Origin of the sequence: Microvirga vignae (assembly GCF_001017175.1) — a bacterium.
GTDB lineage: Bacteria > Pseudomonadota > Alphaproteobacteria > Rhizobiales > Beijerinckiaceae > Microvirga > Microvirga vignae.
This window is the reverse complement of the sequence record NZ_LCYG01000032.1, coordinates 31768-52155: the sequence shown is the minus strand read 5'-3', so window position 1 is coordinate 52155 and position 20388 is coordinate 31768. Positions and strand designations below refer to the sequence as shown.

The 20388-nt window shown below is 61.1% G+C and carries 22 protein-coding genes and 3 pseudogenes; 17 read left to right on the top strand and 8 right to left on the bottom strand.

All coding sequences use genetic code 11. From position 1 onward, the window contains the following. Positions 1 to 2: 2 nt before the first annotated feature. The 5 genes and pseudogenes from AA309_RS37660 to AA309_RS33065 form a co-directional block, all read left to right on the top strand. Positions 3 to 221 (top strand): annotated as a pseudogene (locus tag AA309_RS37660) (NmrA family NAD(P)-binding protein); the annotation flags it as partial. Between the two features lie 65 nt (positions 222 to 286). Beyond that, a pseudogene (locus AA309_RS37215) lies at positions 287 to 646 on the top strand (NmrA family NAD(P)-binding protein); the annotation flags it as partial. A 23-nt stretch (positions 647 to 669) separates the two neighbouring features. Continuing rightward, positions 670 to 867: a hypothetical protein gene (locus AA309_RS12725; RefSeq protein ID WP_047189394.1), complete on the top strand. Its 198-nt coding sequence runs from the start codon at positions 670 to 672 to the stop codon at positions 865 to 867. Positions 868 to 933: 66 nt separating this feature from the next. Further along, entirely contained in the window at positions 934 to 1512 is a 579-nt protein-coding gene (locus AA309_RS12720) for an isochorismatase family protein (protein ID WP_047189393.1), read from the top strand. Positions 1513 to 1534: 22 nt separating this feature from the next. After that, entirely contained in the window at positions 1535 to 2128 is a 594-nt protein-coding gene (locus tag AA309_RS33065) for a pirin family protein (protein ID WP_084731179.1), read from the top strand. Here AA309_RS33065 and AA309_RS12710 read toward each other — a convergent pair. Next, positions 2049 to 2435, bottom strand: a complete 387-nt coding sequence (locus AA309_RS12710) for a winged helix-turn-helix transcriptional regulator (protein ID WP_200901984.1) — start codon at positions 2433 to 2435, stop codon at positions 2049 to 2051. The genes AA309_RS33065 and AA309_RS12710 overlap by 80 nt on opposite strands. Before the next feature lie 144 nt (positions 2436 to 2579). On the opposite strand from AA309_RS12710, the gene AA309_RS12705 reads away from it, so the two are divergent. Both AA309_RS12705 and AA309_RS12700 read left to right on the top strand, forming a co-directional pair. Further along, a complete protein-coding gene (locus AA309_RS12705) occupies positions 2580 to 3191 on the top strand; it encodes an NAD(P)-dependent oxidoreductase (protein ID WP_047189390.1) in 612 nt (203 codons plus the stop codon). Position 3192: 1 nt separating this feature from the next. After that, positions 3193 to 3828, top strand: a complete 636-nt coding sequence (locus AA309_RS12700; protein ID WP_047189389.1) for a DsbA family protein — start codon at positions 3193 to 3195, stop codon at positions 3826 to 3828. A 104-nt stretch (positions 3829 to 3932) separates the two neighbouring features. On the opposite strand, the gene AA309_RS12695 is transcribed toward AA309_RS12700, so the two are convergent. Beyond that, entirely contained in the window at positions 3933 to 4823 is an 891-nt protein-coding gene (locus AA309_RS12695; protein WP_047189388.1) for a LysR family transcriptional regulator, read from the bottom strand. Positions 4824 to 4936: 113 nt separating this feature from the next. On the opposite strand from AA309_RS12695, the gene AA309_RS12690 reads away from it, so the two are divergent. The 3 genes from AA309_RS12690 (at position 4937) to AA309_RS12680 (ending at position 7190) form a co-directional block, all read left to right on the top strand. After that, positions 4937 to 5332 carry a DoxX family protein gene (locus AA309_RS12690; protein ID WP_047189387.1) on the top strand — a complete coding sequence of 132 codons (396 nt, stop codon included), beginning with the start codon at positions 4937 to 4939 and terminating at the stop codon, positions 5330 to 5332. Positions 5333 to 5624: 292 nt separating this feature from the next. After that, entirely contained in the window at positions 5625 to 6533 is a 909-nt protein-coding gene (locus AA309_RS12685; RefSeq protein WP_047189386.1) for a pirin family protein, read from the top strand. A gap of 81 nt (positions 6534 to 6614) precedes the next feature. Then, positions 6615 to 7190: an NADPH-dependent FMN reductase gene (locus AA309_RS12680; protein ID WP_047189385.1), complete on the top strand. Its 576-nt coding sequence runs from the start codon at positions 6615 to 6617 to the stop codon at positions 7188 to 7190. 554 nt (positions 7191 to 7744) lie between these two features. On the opposite strand, the gene AA309_RS12675 is transcribed toward AA309_RS12680, so the two are convergent. Next, positions 7745 to 9262: a sensor domain-containing diguanylate cyclase gene (locus AA309_RS12675; RefSeq protein WP_047189384.1), complete on the bottom strand. Its 1518-nt coding sequence runs from the start codon at positions 9260 to 9262 to the stop codon at positions 7745 to 7747. A gap of 299 nt (positions 9263 to 9561) precedes the next feature. On the opposite strand from AA309_RS12675, the gene AA309_RS12670 reads away from it, so the two are divergent. From AA309_RS12670 to AA309_RS12650, 5 genes and pseudogenes are all read left to right on the top strand, one after another. Then, a complete protein-coding gene (locus AA309_RS12670; RefSeq protein WP_047189383.1) occupies positions 9562 to 10425 on the top strand; it encodes a MurR/RpiR family transcriptional regulator in 864 nt (287 codons plus the stop codon). Positions 10426 to 10475: 50 nt separating this feature from the next. Then, a complete protein-coding gene (locus AA309_RS12665; protein WP_047189382.1) occupies positions 10476 to 11237 on the top strand; it encodes an ABC transporter substrate-binding protein in 762 nt (253 codons plus the stop codon). Between the two features lie 86 nt (positions 11238 to 11323). Further along, positions 11324 to 12037 (top strand): ABC transporter permease, encoded by a 714-nt coding sequence (locus tag AA309_RS12660; RefSeq protein ID WP_047189381.1) that lies wholly within the window; start codon positions 11324 to 11326, stop codon positions 12035 to 12037. Positions 12038 to 12041: 4 nt separating this feature from the next. After that, a pseudogene (locus tag AA309_RS12655) lies at positions 12042 to 12746 on the top strand (ABC transporter permease); the annotation flags it as partial. 90 nt (positions 12747 to 12836) lie between these two features. After that, positions 12837 to 14075 (top strand): NAD(P)/FAD-dependent oxidoreductase, encoded by a 1239-nt coding sequence (locus AA309_RS12650; RefSeq protein WP_047189380.1) that lies wholly within the window; start codon positions 12837 to 12839, stop codon positions 14073 to 14075. Positions 14076 to 14113: 38 nt separating this feature from the next. Here the strand turns inward: AA309_RS12650 and AA309_RS12645 are convergent, their stop codons facing one another. Both AA309_RS12645 and rocF read right to left on the bottom strand, forming a co-directional pair. Continuing rightward, positions 14114 to 15172, bottom strand: a complete 1059-nt coding sequence (locus tag AA309_RS12645; protein ID WP_047189379.1) for an ornithine cyclodeaminase — start codon at positions 15170 to 15172, stop codon at positions 14114 to 14116. After that, complete coding sequence (gene rocF, locus AA309_RS12640) at positions 15169 to 16122, bottom strand: arginase (RefSeq protein ID WP_047189378.1); 954 nt, start codon at positions 16120 to 16122, stop codon at positions 15169 to 15171. Before rocF ends, AA309_RS12645 begins: the two co-directional genes overlap by 4 nt. Before the next feature lie 124 nt (positions 16123 to 16246). On the opposite strand from rocF, the gene AA309_RS12635 reads away from it, so the two are divergent. Continuing rightward, a complete protein-coding gene (locus AA309_RS12635) occupies positions 16247 to 16684 on the top strand; it encodes an Lrp/AsnC family transcriptional regulator (protein WP_047189377.1) in 438 nt (145 codons plus the stop codon). 71 nt (positions 16685 to 16755) lie between these two features. Here AA309_RS12635 and AA309_RS12630 read toward each other — a convergent pair whose 3' ends face one another. From AA309_RS12630 to AA309_RS12620, 3 genes are all read right to left on the bottom strand, one after another. After that, complete coding sequence (locus tag AA309_RS12630) at positions 16756 to 17184, bottom strand: hypothetical protein (RefSeq protein WP_047189376.1); 429 nt, start codon at positions 17182 to 17184, stop codon at positions 16756 to 16758. Positions 17185 to 17344: 160 nt separating this feature from the next. Continuing rightward, entirely contained in the window at positions 17345 to 17626 is a 282-nt protein-coding gene (locus tag AA309_RS12625; protein WP_047189375.1) for a hypothetical protein, read from the bottom strand. 171 nt (positions 17627 to 17797) lie between these two features. Next, entirely contained in the window at positions 17798 to 18529 is a 732-nt protein-coding gene (locus AA309_RS12620; RefSeq protein ID WP_047189591.1) for a Crp/Fnr family transcriptional regulator, read from the bottom strand. Between the two features lie 335 nt (positions 18530 to 18864). On the opposite strand from AA309_RS12620, the gene AA309_RS12615 reads away from it, so the two are divergent. Continuing rightward, on the top strand, positions 18865 to 20274 hold the full coding sequence (locus AA309_RS12615) for an amidase (protein WP_244470338.1): 1410 nt from the start codon (positions 18865 to 18867) through the stop codon (positions 20272 to 20274). Positions 20275 to 20388 lie beyond the last annotated feature (114 nt).

Here is a 20388-nt window from a genome sequence, read left to right as displayed (position 1 = left end):
CCATGAACACGCCAAACAACAATCCTTCGAAGACAATTGTCGTCCTTGGTGCCACCGGACAGCAGGGCGGCGCAGTAGTCCGCGCGCTCGTCGCGGATGGCCGATGGAAGCTCAAGGTCCCCTCCCGAAATCCTGCCTCGGATGCAGCCAGCCGCCTGGCCGCCAAAGGCTTTGAAGTCGTCGCAGCCGATATGGACGATCCGGCTTCCATGCGGGCAGCCTTCAAGGGTGCCCATGGCGTCTTTTCGGTCCAGAGCGCTGACATGGCGGGAAGCTCGAGACACGCCGCGGCATTGCCGTCGCGGATGCCGCGCTCACAGCCGGTGTTGATCATTTCATCTATGCATCCGTGGGTGGCGCGGACCGGCGATCCGCCGTGCCTCACTTTGAGAGCAAATGGCGTATCGAAGAGCATATCCGCAGCATCGGTCTGCCCTCGACCATCGTTCGGTCGGTCTTCTTCATGGACAACTTCGTGAAGCCCGTGATGCGGGTCGTGCTGATGGCGTTGATGCGCAGCTATGTGCCCAGGGGAAAACCGCTTCAGATGATCGCCGTTGAGGACATCGGCAAGTGGGTGGCGCGCGCCTTTGCCGATCCCGCGACCTTCATGGGAAAGGCCGAGGAGATCGCCGGCGAGAGCTGACCCGCGCAGAAATCGTCGCCGCCTTGAAGCGCCACGGATGGTCGGCCGGCCTTCCGGTTCCGGTTCCGAGGCTGCTGCTGCGCCCGCTCCCCTATGACGTGCGCAGAATGTTCGAATGGTTCGGCGCCGACGGCTATGCCGCCGACATCCCGGCTTTGAGGGCGCGGCAGCCCGGCATCATGACGTTTGAAGACTGGCTCGCCAAACAGCCGGGTCCGTGACCTTCACTCCCTCCTGGAAGTGGAACCTGGGGCCGAAGAGCCCGAAAAACCGAAGGAGTCTATTGGATGCACAAGAATGTGTTTACCCCGGAAAACGCCGCGATGCTGCTGATCGACCATCAAACCGGCACGACATCCTGGACGCATTCGCATGATGTCGAAGAGGTGAAAAAGAATGCCCTGCAACTGGCGAAGATCGCCACGGCCGTCGACATGCCACTGGTGCTGACGTCGAGCATGGAGGATCAGGCCCAGGGACCGCTGCTGCCCGAGTTCGAGACAATCGCACCAAAGGCGTTCGCTGACCGGATCAAGCGCGCCGGGATCGTCAACGCGATGCACGACGAGAATTTCAACGGCGCGGTCAAGGCCACCGGTCGGAGGAAGGTGGTGGTCGCCGGGATCACGACCGAGGTTTGCGTTGTGTTCCCGGTCCTCCAGTTGCCGGACGAGGGCTATGAGGTGCAGGTCGTCACCGATGCCTCGGCATCGTTCACGAAGATGGGCGACGACGCCGCGCTGCGCCGCATGGAGCAGGCCGGCGCGGTGATCACGTCGACGCCACAGATCATCTCTGAACTTGCGGCCGACTGGACGACGCCAAGGGGGCATGCCCTGGCCAGTCTGATGGGGCTCGGCGGCTAAGTTGGGTCACGAGCGGGTGGTCATGCAGATCCTTCGTGCCCACCAAAGCCCAACTCATGGGAATGATGACTTGCGCGTCCGCCGCGTGCGCCCGGGTGTCATTGCCGAACCATTCGCCGATCCCGCCTTCGGCCCTCTCAGCGCGATTGATCATGCCCACCTCAGCATCGGCATGGTTGTGGAGATGCACGAGCACAAGAACGATGGAATTCACAGCTACGTGTTGCGTGGGACCTCGGTGCATGAAGACAGCGTCGGCCATCGCGCTGCCGTTTCGGCCGACGAGCTGATGATGAATGCGGGCGAAAGCTTCCGGCACGACGAGTCGGCCGACGACGAACCAGTTGAGGGGTTGCAGATTTTTGCCCGGCCGCGCGAGGCTGATCTTCCTGTGGCCGTGTCGTTTTTTGACTGCGCCGATGGTCCTTCCGAGGGAATTTGGAGCTTGGTCGCCGGGCGAGGACAGCGATGCGCTGTTGAAGTTCCGCAACGTCGTCTGGCTCTCGTTGTCGCCGCGTGGCTGAGAGGCGCGCGGCTCACCGACCAGCGCCCTTTGCGCCATATTCGTCACGGGCCTCGCAGATTGCACGGTGATTTGCGTTTGCCCACGCGATGAGATTCTTCATCGGCACCAGAAACGAGCGGCCGAGGTCCGTCAGCTCGTATTCGACGCGCGGCGGTACTTCCGGATAGAGGGTGCGCCGCACGAAGCCGTCCTCCTCGAGGCGCCGCAGCGTCTTGGACAGCATCTGCTTGGAGATGTCGCCGATCGCTCGCTCGATCTCGCTGAAGCGCATGGTTCCATGCGCGAGCACTTCGAGAATGAGCAGACTCCATTGGTCCCCGATCCGGTCGAGAACGTCTCTGATCGGACAAGGCTGTTCGAACACGAATGGAATAGGGACGAGGTCGCCTTGGTTCATCCTGCGCTCCATGACGCTGTGGTCACGCCGGGCTGACCTGATCACCTGACGATGACGTCTTGCGGGGGCTGTCCGCATACCATAGACCGAGGCTCTCGGTCTAGTTTGCAGACCTGATCATCAGTTCGAACCAAAAGGAATGGTATGGCACGTATCGCGCTCATCGGCGCGTCCGGCAATGTCGGCTCGCGCATTCTCACGGAACTATCCGATCGAGGACATCAGGTTACGGCGATCGCACGCAACCCCGACAAAATCCCCTCGTTGCCGGGTGTTACGGCCGTCATGGGTGACGTCAAGGACCGGTCTGGCCCTGCCGCGCTTCTTGCGGGCCACGATGCGGTGGTCAGCTCGGTCAGGTTCCTCGACGCGGATTTCGACGTGCTGGTCGATGCCGTGCGCGCCTCGGGCATGAAGCGCTTCCTCGTCGTCGGCGGCGCAGGCAGCCTGGAGGTCGCGCCAGGGGAGCGCCTCGTCGATCAGGTCGATTTCCCGGCCCAGTACAAGCCGGAGGCGTTGCGCGGCGCGGAATTTCTCGACCTGCTCAAAACCGTCAACGACCTCGACTGGACCTTTCTGTCGCCTTCGGCCCGATTCCTGCCGGGTCAGCGCACGGGCAAGTTCCGCCTCGGCAAGGACCAGCTCCTGACCACCGACAACGGCAGCAGCATTTCCTCTGATGATTATGCAATCGCTATGGTGGACGAGATCGAAGACCCGAAGCATCCGCGCCAGCGCTTCACGGTGGGATATTGAGATGCGCCGGCTCACCTACCTGTTCGATCCTCTCTGCGGCTGGTGCTACGGCGCGTCACCCACGTTGGAAAAACTCGGGGCGCAAGAGGACTTCAAGATCGATCTTGTACCGACCGGGCTCTTTGCCGACGAGGGCGCATTCCCCATGAACGCCGGTTTCGCTGCCCATGCCTGGGAAGCCGACCAGCGGATCGCCCAACTCTCGGGCCAGCGCTTCACCGAAGACTATCGCGTCAACGTGCTGGAGAGCCGCACGTCGAGAGTCGATTCCGGGCCAGCGACGCTTGCGCTCACCGCCGTCCGTCTGACAGCTCCGGACAAGGAGTTCGAAGCGCTCAAGGCCATCCAGCATGTACGGTATGTGGATGGGCACGACAACGGCGATCCGGCCGTGATAGCCGATGTCCTCACCAGCCTTGGACTGGAGGATGCCGCCGCGCGCTTTCATGCGGCGAATGAGGAGTTGCTCTCCGCCAACCGCGCCCGCATTGCGGAAGGCCGCGCCGAAATGCGCCGCTTCGGCGTACGGGGCGTGCCGACCCTGATCGCCGACACCGCCCAGGGCAGGGGGATTGTCAACTCGAGCATGCTCTACGGCGACCCGGATGCCCTGGCTGTGGCATTACGCGCCGCCTGAAACCGGCTTAACCAATCAAGTGCGGCAGAAATCGGTCTTCCCATCGCAGGCTCTCTGGCACGCAGATCCCATACCCGAGGTCCAAACCTCGCAGCCTGCGCGATCTAGGATCCGTTGAGGTATGAAACGAACCATTGCCCGGCCGGTCCGAGAGGCTCATCCGTCGGGTGGATGGCGTACATCGGCATGATGATGTCACCGGGAGAAGCTTCTTGCGCCGTGACCGGGACGAGACTCCCACGGGCAAGATCCTCCGCCACCATCCATGCCGGCATGAGCCCCCACCCCAGACCCGCCCGCAGGAACGCGAGCTTCGCGCCGAGATCGGCGAGACGCCACGTCTGCTGGGCGATCACGCCGTAGTCGCGGCCCTGCGTGAGAGTTGACCGGTCGGTCAGGACGAGTTGAACGTGCCGGGCCAGTTCCGAGCTGGGGATTGGCTCAGTCGCGCCGGCAAGCGGATGCGAGGGAGCGGCGACAATCACCAGTTTCACGCCGGGCAAGGGCTGCCGGGTGCAATCCGGCGGAACGACGGGCAGGGTGCCCATGATGCCGAACTGACAGACCCGACTCTGGACATGCTGCACCACGGCTCCCAAAGCCTCGACGTGAAGCCGCAATGGTGTCGACGGAAACGCATCGCGGAAGGCCGTCACCGTCTCGGTCAACGTCGCGATGGGATACATGACGTCGACCACGATCGAGAGCTCCGGCTCAAGGCCCCGGGCAAGCCCCTTGGCCTTCGCCTTCAAGGCATCAATGCCGGCAACCACGGCCCGGGCATCGGCCAGCAAGGCATGTCCCTGCGGCGTCAACTGCGGATGCCGCCCCGTTCGGTCGAACAGCTTGACGCCAAGCTGGGCCTCGAGCGTCGCGACGGTCTGGCTGACGACGGATTGTGCCCGCCTCAGCTTTCGTCCCGCCGCCGAGAAGCTGCCCTGGTCGGCCGCGGCGATGAAGATTCTGATCTGATCGAGGGAGAACCCGTCCAGCATCTATCGTTCCTGCCGATACATTTCATCTGAAATTATAGGCTTCTGCGATGCATGTGGCCAGCGTATCTCCAGATCGGGCCACACCTGCCTCACGCCATTGAAGGAGCCTTCCGATGTCAATATCCGCAACAGCGTTGCCCTTGCCAAGCAAAGTGCAAGACTGGGCTGCGTGGGCGCTGCAACTCTTGCTGGCCGCAGCCTTCCTCGCTGCTGGCGGCGCCAAACTCTCTGGCGCGGACCAGATGGTCCAGGTGTTCGAAGCGATCGGCGTCGGGGAGTGGTTTCGCTATGTCACCGGCCTCATCGAGGTGATCGGAGCGATGGCGCTTCTCATCCCTGGCTCTGCGGCTTTCGGGGCGGCCGTTCTGGCCTGCACGATGGTCGGAGCGGTCTTCACGCACCAGTTCGTCATTGGCGGCAGTGCCGTTCCAGCGATCGCTCTGCTGGTGCTTGCCCTCAGCGTGGTCTGGTTGCGCCGTCGCCAGATCCTGGCACTCGTGGGCCGCTGAGATGGGGCTGCGCATGGAAACGGCCCGCTATCCAGGCCGACAGGCATCGCGGCGCCATCAAGGCTGCCTGGTTCTGATTTCTCACTCGGCGTCGTTGGGCTCGCCGGATGCCATAGGAGTGAGCTCGGTCGCGCCATCGGGTTCCCCCGCCCGCCCTCGCCGGTCACGGACCAGGATTTTGGGGACACCAGAGGGTTCCAGCCGATCGAGGTTCCCGACGGCCAGCCACTGAGACTTCCTCCATCGATCCCAGGCGGGTCACGCTGAGCGCAACGGAGAAGGAGAATTACCGATGTCGGCAACAGCTATTCGAGAAGCAGCCCCGCCAACCCTCGCCCCGTCCTCCCGCAAGATGGTCCACCGGACCCGCGGTCGCGGCCACGGTCCCATCGTGCGCCTGATGAGCCCGTCGGACCTGGGCGAGCATCTGAAGCCGTTCGTGTTCCTCGACCTGTTCGAGGCCGACATGCGCGCCATGAGCAGGGGCATGTCGATCCATCCCCATTCGGGCATCGCCACCGTCACGGTGTTCACCGACGGCGATGTCACCTTCGACGATCCCGAGGCCGGGCATGGCACGATCGGCTATGGCGGTGTCGAGTGGATGCGGGCCGGCGGCGGCGTCTGGCACGGCCAGGAGCTTTCGGCCGGTGCATCCGCCACGGTCCAGGGGTTCCAGCTTTGGGTCGCGCTGCCCCCCGAACTCGAGAACGGGGAGCCGGAGAGCCAGTACATTGAGGCCGACGCCATGGCGCGTGCCGGTCCCGCGCACGTCATCGTTGGCGCCTATGGCGGGACGGCCAGCCCCGTGCGGGCACCGGGCGGGATCAACTACCTGCTCGTGACCTTGAAGCCCGGTGAACGCTGGACCTATGAGCCGCCTGCGGGCCATTCGGTCGCCTGGGTGGCGGTGGCAAAGGGCGGTCTGCTGGCCAGCGAGCAACTCTCCAAGGGCGACATGGCGATCTTCGAGGCGGGTGAGGCCCCCATCATGCTTCAGGGGGGCGAAGGCTCTGGCACAACCTTCGTGCTCGGATCGGCCGTCCCGCATCCACATGATCTCCACCTCGGCTACTACTCGGTCCATACGTCGGCGCAGGCCCTGGCGGCGGGTGAGCGTCGCATCGAGGAACTGGGCGAGCGACTGAGGGCAGCCGGCAATCGGCGCACCGCATCAGGATCAACTCCTGTGTTCCGCTAGGGGCCCGAAGCGGGCTCAAAACTTCCATCAAATCTGGCAACCCGAGAACCGAACCAGTTCCGCAACCACAGGAAATTCTTCATGGCAATCCCCAAGATCGCGATCATCATCGGCAGCACCCGTGACGTGCGCTACGGCATCAAGCCCGCCCAGTGGATCTATGATACCGCTTCCAAGCGGTCCGACATGGACGTCGAGCTTGTCGACCTGCGGGACTTCCCGTTGCCTTTCTTCAATGAAAAAGCCTCGAATGCCTGGGTGCCGACGGAGGACGAGGTCGGGCAGCGGTGGCAGAAGAAGGTGGCCGAGTTCGATGGCTACATCTTCGTCACCCCCGAGTACAACCGTTCGATCAATGCTTCGCTGAAGAACGCCCTCGACTTCTCGTATCCCGAATGGAACCGCAAACCCGCTGCTGTTGTCGGCTACGGTAGCGTTGGGGCGGCGCGTGCCGTCGAGCACCTGCGCACCATAGCGATTGAGCTACAGATGGCTCCGACCCGCACGGGCGTGCACATTCAGGGTGCAGATTTCATCGCCACATTCCAGCAGGGCAAGAGCCTCACCGAGCTTGCACACCTTGAGCCGAATGTCAAAGCCATGCTCGACGAACTCGTCTGGTGGGCGAACGCCCTGAAGATGGCGCGTGCGGCCTGAGCCTCAGCAAACATCGTGCGGCCGGAACAATGTCCGTCCAACCGGGAGATTGTGCACCGACCCTGGGATCCCGCCGGTCCAACATATGCCTGCTCCGAAGTCAGTGGGTTCCGGCAAGGTGCCTCGTAGTTGCCGGGCAGAGCACGACCTCTGCCCGCGCAGCGTAGTTCGGTAGTGTTGATAAGGTCCAAAATGTGGCTGAGGCGATCAATTGCTAGCGTCAGCCAAGCGGGTCAGACCCAGCATTCAGAATGTCACTCGACCAAGTCCATTGCAGAGTACCGAATTGTGAATGGTCAGGCATAAGGCTGACGCGTGTCCGGTGCCGAAGATCGAGAGTGATACCGCTTTTAATTGTGGGGTGACCTCCGCCGCAGCTGGCTGTTTCTACGCTCCTCAATCCTGAACTTTCTGGCAAACTCTACATCTCTTTAACAGGGACGTGGTGGAGTTCTCGGGTGCCCCATAACATCTAAAAGGCTGAGAGCCTGCGCTGGAGCGTCCGAGGACTTCTTAGCAACGCTGTCTTGGAAGAGTGGTCGACAGGCTCAGCCTCAGGAAGTGACATCCTGAAGTTGCCGCTTAGGCGCGTCGATCTCATTTGCGGCAGATTCATGAATGCAGTTTCGGCCTGCTGCCTTGGCTTCGTAGAGAGCTCTATCTGATGCCTCTTGCAGATATGAGCCATTGCTTCCTCGTGAAGGCTTGGCCGAGGCGACCCCGATACTGACTGTCACGAGCTGGTATGGGCTGCCCTCATGAACAATGCCAAGTGCCAGGATGGCCTTGCGGATGTTCTCGGCAATCATCCGGGCGCCCTCCAAATCGGTCTCAGGGAGGACGACGGCGAATTCTTCACCGCCGTGACGGGCGGCGACATCCCGCGGACGACGAATATTGGCATCGAGCGTACCGGCAATCGTGCGGAGCACTTCGTCGCCCCTTCCGTGACCATACCGGTCATTGAAGCTTTTGAACCAGTCGACATCGACATACAGCAACGAGAGCGATGAGCCCGCGCGAATCGCCTGACGCCACTCGCGCTCGAACGCCTCCCGAAAGCCGCGGCGGTTCGGCAGCCCCGATAGATCGTCTGTTCTGGCTATTCTTCTGAGCTTGGTCTCGGCCCTCGTGCGGCGTCGCAACTCGCTCTGGAAGAGAAATGTCAGCCCCACGACAGCAGAGCAAAGCGCTGCCGTGATAAGGCCCAGAACGAGGGCCTTTCGTCTCCAGGTCGCAAAGATCTCGTCCACGGATAAGGCGACCGTCAGAACGAGAGGATACCTGTCCAGCCGCTCAAAAGAGATGATGCGGCGCACGCCATCGATGGGGGAGATGGAATCGAAGGTTCCAGATTTCCCCTGCAAGAGGCGCTGCACATGCGGGGAGCCGCCAAAATCCTGATTGACCTGGCTTGCATCAAAGGGGTGCCGGGTCAGCAGGATGCCGTCGCTGCGAAAGAGATTGATGGTCCCCTCCTGGCCGAGGCTCAGGTCTCTGAACAGCTGATCGATGTCGGACAGGGGCATCGACCCCATCACCACGCCTTCAAAGCTGCCATCGGGGTGAGAGAGCCGGCGACTGATGCCGATGCTGAAATCGTCCTTTCGGATTTTGCTCTTGAAGGGGCGGCTGACGTACAGGCCGATGTGATTGTTCTCTTTGTGAATCTTGAAATAGTCGCGGTCGGCGACGTTCAGATTACGAGGTGCAATAACCGGACCTGCATCCGCCAAGAGACCACCGGCCGCGTTGACAACCAGGAGGGATCCCATGAAGGTTGCCGAGGCTGCACGATCGAACAGCAGCCGGTACTGAATATCGGGCGCAAGTTTCTGGAAGTCGACGGTGCGCCGCGCCTCCATGACCCCCTTCAATGACAGATCCAGCAGCTCGAGGTCACTGGTGAGGTCGCGCGCGATGGCGGTCAGCACGTTGCGGGATGACCGTTCCGCTTCCTGCCATGTGTCCAAGCGGTCGATCCACAGAGTGTAGGCTGAAATTGCAAGGATGCTCAACGCGATGATGCCTGCAACTATGTTCAGAAATATTTCTGAGAACAGACGTTTCATCGAGTAGCGCCACGCAACCTTAACTGAACTTAATTCTATAGGCGGAACGTACCGAGATAGACAATAGAATAAGGAATTATTCCGCAGATTTTACATCTCGCTGACAGTTGTTTGAGGATTCTTTGTCGGCAGGAATGCTCTGTTAGACTGAATACAGTGCATTTAAATGTCATATCATTCAAGCTTGTGTTCGACTGTCGGGGGTCCAAAGCCTTTCGCTTGTGTCACGTTGGACAGAAAAATAGCACCGATTGCTTTTATGTCAGAGAGCTGTCTTAATAGCCGCGCGGAGGGATTTCGTGAGCCAGCACGTGAAGCAGCGCCTGGAAGAGAGCCTGAATACGGCGACCGCGTCCGGCAGGGCGGTGGCCAGCTACATGCTTGCGAACCTGAACGATCTCCCCTTTGAAACCTCGGCCTCGATCGCCCACAAGATCGGTGTCAGCGAGCTGACCGTGGGGCGTTTCTGCCGCTCCATCGGCTATCGACATCTGAAGGATCTCAAGGATCATCTGCGGACGGATCTGGGGGGAAGCCCCTGGCTCATCGGGGATCGGCTGAAAGAGTTCCAGAAGCGCAGCCGGCAGGACATGGGGGAGCTCACCAAGAGCTTCGAGCTGGAGGTCGGCGCCCTCGTCCGGGTTTACGAATATGCTCAGTCGGCCGCCTTTCAGACAGTCAGCCGGCGTTTGGCGACAGTCCCTCGGGTCTATGTCGCCGGTTTTCAGACGGAGAGGGGGCTCGCTGCCTCCCTTGCCCACAATCTCCAATACCTGCGCGATGGGGTGCAATTGCTGGACGGGGCCTCCGGCCATTTCGGTGACGCGATCCTCGGCGGCGATGGCGGGTCCGCCCTCGTGATGTTCGAGGCGCGCCGCTACTCGCGGCAGGCCAAGCTGTTGGCGCGCAAGGCGCATGAACGCGGCATCCCGGTCACCCTGGTGACGGACGCCTATTGCAACTGGGCGGACGATTGCACCAGCGAGGTGTTCCGCATTCCCACGGACCTGAACCTGTTCTGGGAGTCGACGGCGCCGATGCTCTCCCTGGTGCATCTTTTGCTGAACGCGATATTCAATGAGCTCGGCCCGAAGGTCGAGGAGCGGCTGAATGCCACGGCCGCGCTTTATCACGAATTCGTCGGCTATACGGAGCATCCGTAAGGGCTGGCGTGGAGAGGACCTGACAGGTCGAAACAACAGAGGGTACAAGAATGTACAAGACGCTTCTTGCAGCAGGCATCTGCATCCTGAGCATGACGTCCCTGGCGTCCGCCCAGGAGAAGAAGGAAATCGTGATCGCCTCGGAAGGCGCCTATCCACCCTTCAACTTCATGGATTCCAACAACAAGCTCCAGGGCTTCGACATCGATATCGCCAATGCTCTCTGCGAGAAGATGCAGGTGAAGTGCACCATCGTCGCCCAGGATTGGGACGGCATCATTCCGGCACTGCTCGCCAAGAAATATGACGCCATCGTCGCTTCGATGACGATCACGGAAGAGCGCAAGAAGCAGATCGACTTCACCGACCGCTATTACCGCACGCCGCTCTCCGTCGCCGTGCCGAAGGATTCGCCGATCAAGGACACGACGGCCGCCTCCATGAAGGGCAAGAGCGTCGGCGCCCAGTCCTCCACTACCCAGGCCATCTATGCCGAGGAAACCTACGGCAAGGCCGGTGCTTCCGCGAAGCTCTATCCGACGCAGGATGAGGCCAATGCCGATCTCGCGAACGGCCGCCTGGACGCTTCCGTGGCCGACAAGTTCGTGCTCGTCGAATGGCTGAAGAACGCCGGCAAGGATTGCTGCAAGCTGCTCGGGGACATCGAGGGAACGACCTCCGAAGCCGGCATTGCTATCCGCAAGGAAGACAAGGAGCTGAAGGAAAAGTTCAACAAGGCGATCAAGGACATCGTCGCCGACGGCACCTACAAGAAGATTCAGGCCAAGTACTTCGAGTTCGACATCTACTAAGACGCTCGAACCGTTGGTATGACACCGGAAGGCGCCCGCTCGTTCATGCTGGCGCCTTCCGTAAACCCTGCTTAAAGGTCGGTCCATTGCAGGATATATTTTCACTTCTTTCCTTTTCCGAAGGCGGCTGGGGCAGCGCGCTCGCGGCGGGAACGCTCGTGACGCTGACGCTTGCTCTCACCACGCTTCCCGTTGGCATTTTTCTCGGCCTCGCCGTCGCGCTGATGGCGCGCTCCCGCAGCCCCCGCGTGCGGGCCGCTGCCACGGTCTTTACCACGATCTTCCGTGGACTGCCGGAACTGCTGACCCTTCTCATCGTCTATTACGGCGGGCAGATCCTCATCCAACGCCTGATGGCGGCGATGGGCTATGAAGGCCAGATTCAGATCAATGCTTTTCTCGCCGGCGTGATTGCCTTCGGCCTCGTTCTTGCGGCCTTTTCCAGCGAGGTCTGGATGGGTGCGCTCAACACGATTCAGAGAGGACAGTACGAAGCCGCAAGCGCGCTGGGCCTCTCCAAATGGCTCTCCTTCCGCCTTGTTGTCTTTCCGCAGCTCATGCGCGCGGCTCTGCCGGGCCTGTCCAACAACTGGCTGACGCTGCTCAAAGATACCTCGCTGATCTCGACGATCTCGCTTGTCGACATCATGCGCCAGACGAACCTTGCAGTGGGTGCCACGAAGCAGCCGATGGTGTTCTATCTGACGGCCTGCTTCATCTACCTTTTGCTGTCGGCGGGATCGGGTCTTGCCTTCACGTTCCTGGAGCGCCGCGCCAATCGCGGCCATGTGAGGGGCTAGAAGAATGTTCCGCGATCTTCTGGGCCTTGTCATCGACCTCGATCTCCTCGACCGCTATGGCTGGCGCTTCCTTGAAGGCGTTGGTGTCACTGCGCAGCTGGTCGCGATCTCGTTCACGCTCGGCAGCATCCTCGGGCTTCTGCTGGGACTCGCGCGTCTCTCGAACAGGCGTGCTCTGCGATGGCTCTCGGGCGCATATGTCTATTTCTTCCGCGGTTCGCCGCTGCTCGCGCAGCTGTTCCTGCTCTATTACGGCCTCGGATCGCTACGCACCTTGTGGACGGATCTTGGTCTCTGGTGGTTCTTCCGTGAGGCTTGGTACTGCGCGCTGCTCGCCTTCACCCTGAACACGGCCGCCTACCAGGCGGAAATTTTCCGCGGCGGCATTCAGGCCGTGCCGAGAGGTCAGAGGGAGGCGGCCGCAGCCCTCGGAATGCATAAGGTCGTCACCTTTGTGAAGGTCATTTTCCCTCAAGCCATGATCGTGGCTTTGCGTCCGCTCGGGAACGAGCTGATCCTCATGGTCAAGGCCAGCGCCATCGCTTCTCTCGTCACGATCTACGACCTCATGGGCGTGACGAAGCTCGCCTTCTCGCGCTCGTACAATTTCGAGCTCTATCTGTGGGCGGCGGTGCTCTACCTCCTGATTGTCGAGTGTATCCGGCGGCTCTGGGCTGTGCTCGAGAGACGGCTGACACGGCATCTGAGGGCAGGGGAATTGCAGCCTGTTCAAACGACTTGGCTGAGTCGCATGACGAAATCCGTTCTCAATCCCAACGCTCAGTAGAGATCACCCATCATGCGTTATGACGTCATCGTGCTCGGCGCAGGGATCGTCGGGGTCTCTGCCGCGCTTCACCTGCAATCGCGCGGCCGCTCCGTCTGCCTCGTCGACCGCCGCTCGCCCGGCGAGGAAACGAGCTACGGCAATGCCGGACTCATCGAGCGCGCGAGCGTTATCCCTTACGCGATGCCGCGTCAGTTCTCGGCGCTGCTGCGCTACAGCCTGAATCGTTCGCCGGAGGTTCGCTATCGCCTCGCGCATCTGCCCAGGATGAGCACGTGGCTCTTCCAATACTGGTTGCACTCCTCGCCGCAGCGTTTGCTGGAGGCCGCCAATGCCATGTTGCCGCTCATCGAGCATTGCGTGGCGGAGCACGATGAGCTGATCGACAAGGCAGGCTTGACGCATCTCCTGCGCCGCAGCGGCTGGATCGAGACGTTCCGCACGCTTGAAGGCAGGAAGAAGGCTCTCGCTGCAGCGAAGGACGTGGAGCAATACGGGCTTCGCTACGATGTGCTTGACCCGGCAGAGTTGAAGGCGCGTGAGCCTCATCTGCTGGATGCGCCCATCGGTGCCGTTCACTGGCGCGATCCTACGACGGTGTCGGATCCTGAGGCGCTCACCAAAGGCTATGCCGCGCTGCTCACGCAGCAAGGCGGGCGCTTTGCCTCCGGCGATGCGCGCACTCTCGCGCAGAGCGGGAGCGACTGGGTTGTGATGACGGAGGAGGGGGCCATCGCTGCGGGTCAGGTGGTCGTTGCTCTCGGCCCATGGTCCGACCAGATCTTCAAACCGCTCGGCTATCGCATCCCGCTCGGCGTGAAGCGTGGCTATCACATGCATTTTGGCTCCCGGGGTGAGGCCAGGCTCAACCAGCCGGTTCTCGATTTCGAGGGTGGCTATGTGCTGACGCCAATGACCAAGGGCATCCGGCTCACCACAGGTATCGAGCTTGCGGCATTCGATGCGCCGGAGGATGCCCGCCAACTCGATCAGGCCGAGGCTCTCGCCCGCAACCTGTTCCCCTTGGGTGAGCGGGTCGAACCGAAGCCGTGGCTCGGGCGCAGGCCCTGCCTGCCCGACATGCGGCCCGTGATCGGCGCAGCACCCCGCCACCAGGGCCTGTGGTTCTGCTTCGGCCATGCCCATCACGGGCTGACGCTCGGGCCCGTCTCAGGCCGTCTGCTCGCCGAGATGATGACGGGCGAGGCGCCGTTCTGCGATCCGTCGCCTTATCGCGCGGATCGGTTCTGAAATGAAAAGGGCCTGATCGTCGATCAGGCCCTTTCTCTTCAAGCGGCGGTCGGAGCTGCGACCGCCGCGCGAAGCAGCATGCCGAAGAGATCGCGCGGATCGTCCGGATCCGCGAGGAGATCGAGCTCCTCGTAAAGACCGGTCTGCTCGATCTGCCGCTTCACGTAGCGCAGAGCCGAGAAGTCCTCGATGGCGAAGCCCACGGAGTCGAACAGCGTGATCTGCCTCTCGTTCGCGCGGCCTGTCTCCTGGCCTGCGATCACGCGCCACAACTCCATGACGGGGTGGTCGGGCGCGAGCTGCTGGATCTCGCCTTCGATGCGCGTCTGCGGCGGATATTCCACGAAGATATCGGAGCGCTTCAGGATGTCGGCGTGGAGCTCCGTTTTGCCCGGGCAGTCGCCGCCGACCGCGTTGATGTGCAGGCCTGAGCCGACCATGTTGTCGGTGAGGATCGTGGCATTCTGCTTGTCGGCGGTGACGGTCGTGACGATCTCGGCGCCCTCCATCGCTTCCTCGATGGTGCTGCAGATCGTCATGTCGAAGCCGTGGCCTGCGAGATTGCGCACGCATTTCGTGCTCGCCGTCCGGTCGATATCGTAGAGCCGCAGCTTGTCGATGCCGAGAAGTGCCTTGAAGGCCATGGCCTGGAACTCTGCCTGCGCGCCATTGCCGATGATGGCCATGGTGCGCGCATTCTTCGGCGCGAGGTACTTGGCGGCCACAGCCGAGGTCGCGGCGGTGCGAAGCGCCGTAAGGATGGTCATCTCCGTGAGCAGCACGGGATAGCCTGTTCCCACATCTGCCAGCACGCCGAAGGCCGTTACGGTCTGGCGTCCCTCGCGCGTGTTCTTCGGATGCCCGTTCACATACTTGAAGCCATAAACCTCGCCGTCGCTGGTGGGCATCAGCTCGATCACGCCCTCGCGGCTGTGCGAGGCCACGCGCGGGGTCTTGTCGAACAGCTCCCAGCGGCGGAAATCGGTTTCGATGGACTCGGCCAGTTCGATCAGGAAGCGCTCCACGCCGACGGCGAGAACGAGCTTCATCATGTGATCGACACTGACGAAGGGGACGATGTTGAGTTTCGGAATCATGACGTCACTTTGGGAGTGTGGCGGTAGCTCTGGGTCGGGCGGTCGAGGACGCGGCGGCCCATGAGGCTCGAGGCGAGATCGACCATGAGCAGAGCCGTGCGGCCGCGCTCATCCAGGAAGGGGTTGAGTTCGACGAGATCGAGGCTTCTCACGAGGCCACTGTCGTGCAGCATCTCCATGATGAGGTGCGCCTCGCGGAAGGTGGCGCCGCCGGGCACCGTCGTGCCGACGCCCGGCGCGATGCCAGGATCGAGGAAGTCCACGTCGAGGCTCACGTGAAGAATGCCGTCGGCCTCCGCGACGCGCTTGAGAAACGCATCGAGCAGGGGCGCAACGCCATTCTCGTCGATGGCGCGCATGTCGTGGATCGTCACGCCTGCTGTCGCGAGCGCCTTGCGCTCGGCCGGATCGACACTGCGGATGCCCATCATGCAGACATTTTCAGGCCTGATCGGTGCGTGAATTTTGGGGAAGTAGCCTTCGAAGCCGTCACGCCCTGTGGCATAGGCCATGGGCACGCCATGCAGGTTGCCGCTGGTCGTCGTCTCGAGGGTGTGGAAGTCCGGGTGCGAGTCGAGCCACAGCACGAAGAACTCGCGGCCTTCCTCCGCCGCGCGGCGGGCAAGGCCTGTCATCGAGCCGGCGGAGAGGCTGTGGTCGCCCCCTAGGAAGATCGGCATGCCTTCACCGCTCACCCTGTAGGCTGCCTCGGCAATGGCCTCGGTCCATGCGACTGTCTCCGACAGCGCCTTGATGGCCCCGTTCTCATGGCGCAGCTCACGCAGCGGCGCGGGCACGACATTGCCGCGGTCTTCGACCGCGTAGCCCAGATTGATCAGCTCCGTCGCCAGACCAGCCGTGCGAAAGGCGCTAGGGCCCATATCGCAGCCAAGCCGGCCGGCGCCTTCCTGAACGGGCACTCCAAAGAGAATGCAGGGCTTCTGCGTCATTCGTTATCTCCAGATCAGGAGTACCAAGCTAGGCGAGGGCCTTGGCGATTTGAACAGTATAGTTTGACAAATAGAGCAAGATGATTGACCACTTTGGTTCATCTGCCGTTCCAAAGTGAGAATTATGGACGATCTCGACCAGCGCCTCGTTACGCTTTTGCGCCACAATGGGCGTCGTAGTGTGTCCGACCTCGCCCTTGAACTGGATGTCTCCCGCGCCACGGTGCGTTCGCGGATGGAACGCCTGGAGCGTTCGGGTGATATCGTGGGCTATACGGTGATCCTGAGGGCGGATGCGGTTTCGCTGCCCGTGCGCGGCATCATGCTGATCGAGGTGGAGGGGCGTGCCGCAGATCGGGTGGTCGATGCTTTGGGCGGTTTTCCAGAGGTCAGCGCCATTCACACCACGAACGGGAAATGGGATCTCATCGTCGAACTCGGCGCGGCCAATCTGTCCGATTTCGATGGCATCTTGAGACGCATTCGCCTGATTCCCGGCGTGATAGCCTCGGAAACCAATCTGCTCTTGGCGACCCCGCGTAGCACCCGTGCTCGGCTGTGACCACGAGCTTTGCAAGAAGACAGCTTCCGGCGGGAATGAGCCCTCACGCCGGAAGCTACTTGGTTTGCGCCTTAATTCTTGTCCCGCGCGCTGAATTGTTGAACGTCACCCTGGGGGGTCAGGTATTCGATCGAAACCCAATCCGTGCAGGCCCGCAGGATGGGAGCCAAATAGGCACGGCTGCCTTCGATCTCTACGACGCGGCACGGATAGGCCCGACGGTCACCCGGAGGGCGATAAACCACCGTGCTGCCCGGCCTGATCTCGTCATTGGAGCCCGCATAAGGCGTATGGGGCTCGCGGTGGCCGTTATCCTGAACAAGGGAGGCCTTTTTGCTGGCCCGGTAGCGGTCGAGCGCCTCGATGGCCACACGGGCCCGATCCCGATAGCGGTCGGAGACCACCCGCATCAGGGTTCCCTTCTCGCGTCCCGGATACCAGGAGACGCCACCGATTTTCGCAAGTTCTTCCGCGACGATCTCAATTTCTTCTTCGGTCATTGGCTCATTCCCTCAAGGAGGTCGGAAAACAGGCTCAGATCTGTGGGTGGAATGCCCATGACCCGATGCTTTACTTTTAGCCCCGAAGAGTCGCTTTCGTTATGAAATTATGAATTCTGACTCTGTACTTGTATTCATTTAGTCGTATTGCTCGCCGTTCTTACCTGGGTGATATCATGCGCTCCTGCAGAATAGCCAATTGCTGAATATAGGGTGTCCGCCGTTCCTGATGTTGCGCCTTCAGCTTCTCAAGAACTCGGATCTTCAGGTTTAGATCCGGCGAACTCTTGCTGATCTTGTCCTTGGCTTGCTCGTATTCGAAGTCGATATCGGCCAGGGTCGATAGGAGGGACTGAAGTAAAGGCTTGGTGTTAGGAGAGTACATTTGGGCGGATTTCAAATCGCCCGGAGGTTTATCGTTATGGAATTCAGTATCATCCATTCGCGGCCTCGCATTAACTTTGCGTTAACACCTCCGACGATAATGACCTAGGGTTACTCCGTCTGTTGGGTATCCGACAAAGCTGCAAAAAGATTTTGCATTCCTCTCACATTGGCGGCTCGAATTTTGAATTCCTGCTTTCCTGGAGAGCGCCAGGCCGAAGAAGGCTTGTTAGTCTCTATCGTAAGTGGCGGGGAGAAGCCGTTCGAAACTTCTGCGAATCGCTCTGTAGCATTCGCACGACATCTCTTCGAGGCCAGCGCGGTCGGTGATCGTGATGACGCCTCGGCCCTGATTGATCAGACCGGCAATCTGCAGAACACGAGTCACGCTGCTGACCGTGGAACGTTGCACGCCCAGCATCTCGGCGAGAGTTTCATGCGTGAGGGGCAGCGCATCGCGATCAACACGATCACGCGTGCTCAGGATCCAGCGGCAACAGCGAGCTTCCACGCTATGTACGGCGTTGCAGGCAACCGTCTGTAGGGTCTGTGCCATCAACGCTTCCGTAAACCTCAAAATTATCTGGCGGATATTTGGGCGCTGGCCGGCCGCTTCATTCAATTTCTCGACTGGTATTCGCGAGGCCGTGCCCGAGAATTGCGTAACATAACGCCCGAATGATTGCCGCGTGACGAGCGCGCTGACGAAGCCGAACATGGATTCGCGCCCGAACACCGCCATCTCGACCGAGCCGCCATTCTCCAGGACGGTAGTGAGCGACACGATGGTGTTGTGCGGAAAGTAAGTAAAGCGAACGGCCTCGCCGACCTCGTAAACGACTTTGCCTCTCGGCAATTCGACGACTTCAAGATCAGGCTCCAAGACGCTGAAATCTTCAAGCTCCAGTGCGGCCAGGAGCCGGTTCTTCCGATGGGTGATCGCCTTAAAACCATGCTGCATGGCAAGGTGTACCGATCCGCGCAGATGTCCAAACCCGATCAGGCCCTGATCTATGTACAAGATGGCCGTGCAACTTCAGGTGGTCAACGTGTATCATGACCGTTGTAAACAGCCTTTCAGCTTCAATCTGTGTGTAAAAACACTCACGCGTGAAAGAGGTTGACAACTTTCCTCGTTCGAGAGTGGTCCGAAAGAGGTATCGGCTGCTATCGGATAGCTCACGGTGCCGGTGAGCTGACACTATGAGCTGGCTTTGGGACTACCCCTGTTTACGTAACGAAGGGGATAGCGCAGCATGGTCCAAAGCGAATCCATGTTGCATCGGGGCCATTCAGGTGAGCGCACAACCATCCCCTCAATTGCCGGCGGATCTGGCCGATTGGTCGGCTTCGGACCTGCTGGAGGCTTATTCCCGCAGGACAGTCTCGCCGGTCGATGTCACGAAGGCTGTCATTGCACGCATCGAAGCTTATGAGCCACGCTTGCAGGCGCTTTATGCCTACGATCCTGATGCTGCGATCACGAGCGCTCGAGAATCCGAACAGCGTTGGATGAAAGGCGGGGGGAGGGCGCTCGACGGAATCCCCGCAACCATCAAGGAAAACATCGCGACCAAGGGCACACCCGTGCCGCTTGGTACGGCGGCGCGCCCGCTGACGCCAGCGACCGAAGATGCGCCGCCCGCCGCGCGCCTGCGCGAGGACGGTGTCGTCATTCTCGCCAAGACCACGATGCCGGATTACGGCATGCTCTCATCCGGCCTGTCGAGCTTCCATCCGCTCGCTCGCAATCCGTGGGATCTGTCCAAGAATCCAGGCGGTAGCTCGGCGGGGGCGGGTGCTGCGGCAGCCGCCGGTTATGGTCCCTTCCATATCGGCACGGATATCGGCGGCTCCATTCGATTGCCGGCTGCGTGGTGTGGCGTGTTCGGATTGAAACCGAGCTTCGGCCGCATTCCCATCGACCCGACTTATTACGGACGCGTGGCAGGCCCGATGACGCGCAGCGTGCGCGATGCCGCGCTGATGATGATGAGCCTGACGCGGCCTGATGCGCGTGATCCGATGAGTCTGCCATATGGGGATTGGCCCTGGCTCGACCTCGACATCGACATCAGGGGGCTCAAGATCGGTGTCATGATGGAGGCGGGCGTTGGGTCGCCTCTCGATCCTGAAATTCGCGCAGCCGTGGAGAAAGCCGCGAAAATCTTTGAGCATGCGGGGGCAGCGATCGAGGAGGTGAAGCCCTTCATCACCCGCGAAATGCTGGACGGTCTCGACGACTTCTGGCGCCAGCGTGCGTGGATGGATATAGGCGGCTTGAGTGAAGAGGAGCGCGCGCGGGTGTTGCCGTACATCCTGCAATGGGCCGAGGGCGGAAAGAACCTCTCGGGGGCTCAGGTGTATAGCGGCATGAACCAGATGATGGTGATGCGCCACGCGGCGGTTGCCGCCACTCACCGCTTCGATTTCGTGCTCTCGCCGGTCGCTCCCAATGTGGCCTATGAGGCGGAGCTTGCTTCACCGATCCATGATCCCGAAAAGCCGTTCGAGCATATCGGCTATACCGTGGCCTTCAACATGTCCGACCAGCCGGCAGCCTCGGTGAATGCAGGCTTCACGAAAGCGGGACTGCCGATTGGGCTGCAGATCATCGGCCGGCGCTTCGATGACCTTGGCGTGCTGCGGCTCTCCCATGCCTGGGAGAAGAAGTGCCCCGACAGGCGGCCCTGGCCGAAGCTCTAGAAACGACGCGATGTAACCTCTCACGTCATCCCCGGCCTTGTGTCGGTGATCCACGTCTTTCTGGCGCGGCGCTTCCAAGACGTGGATGGCCGGGACTGATCCTCGGATCGAGTC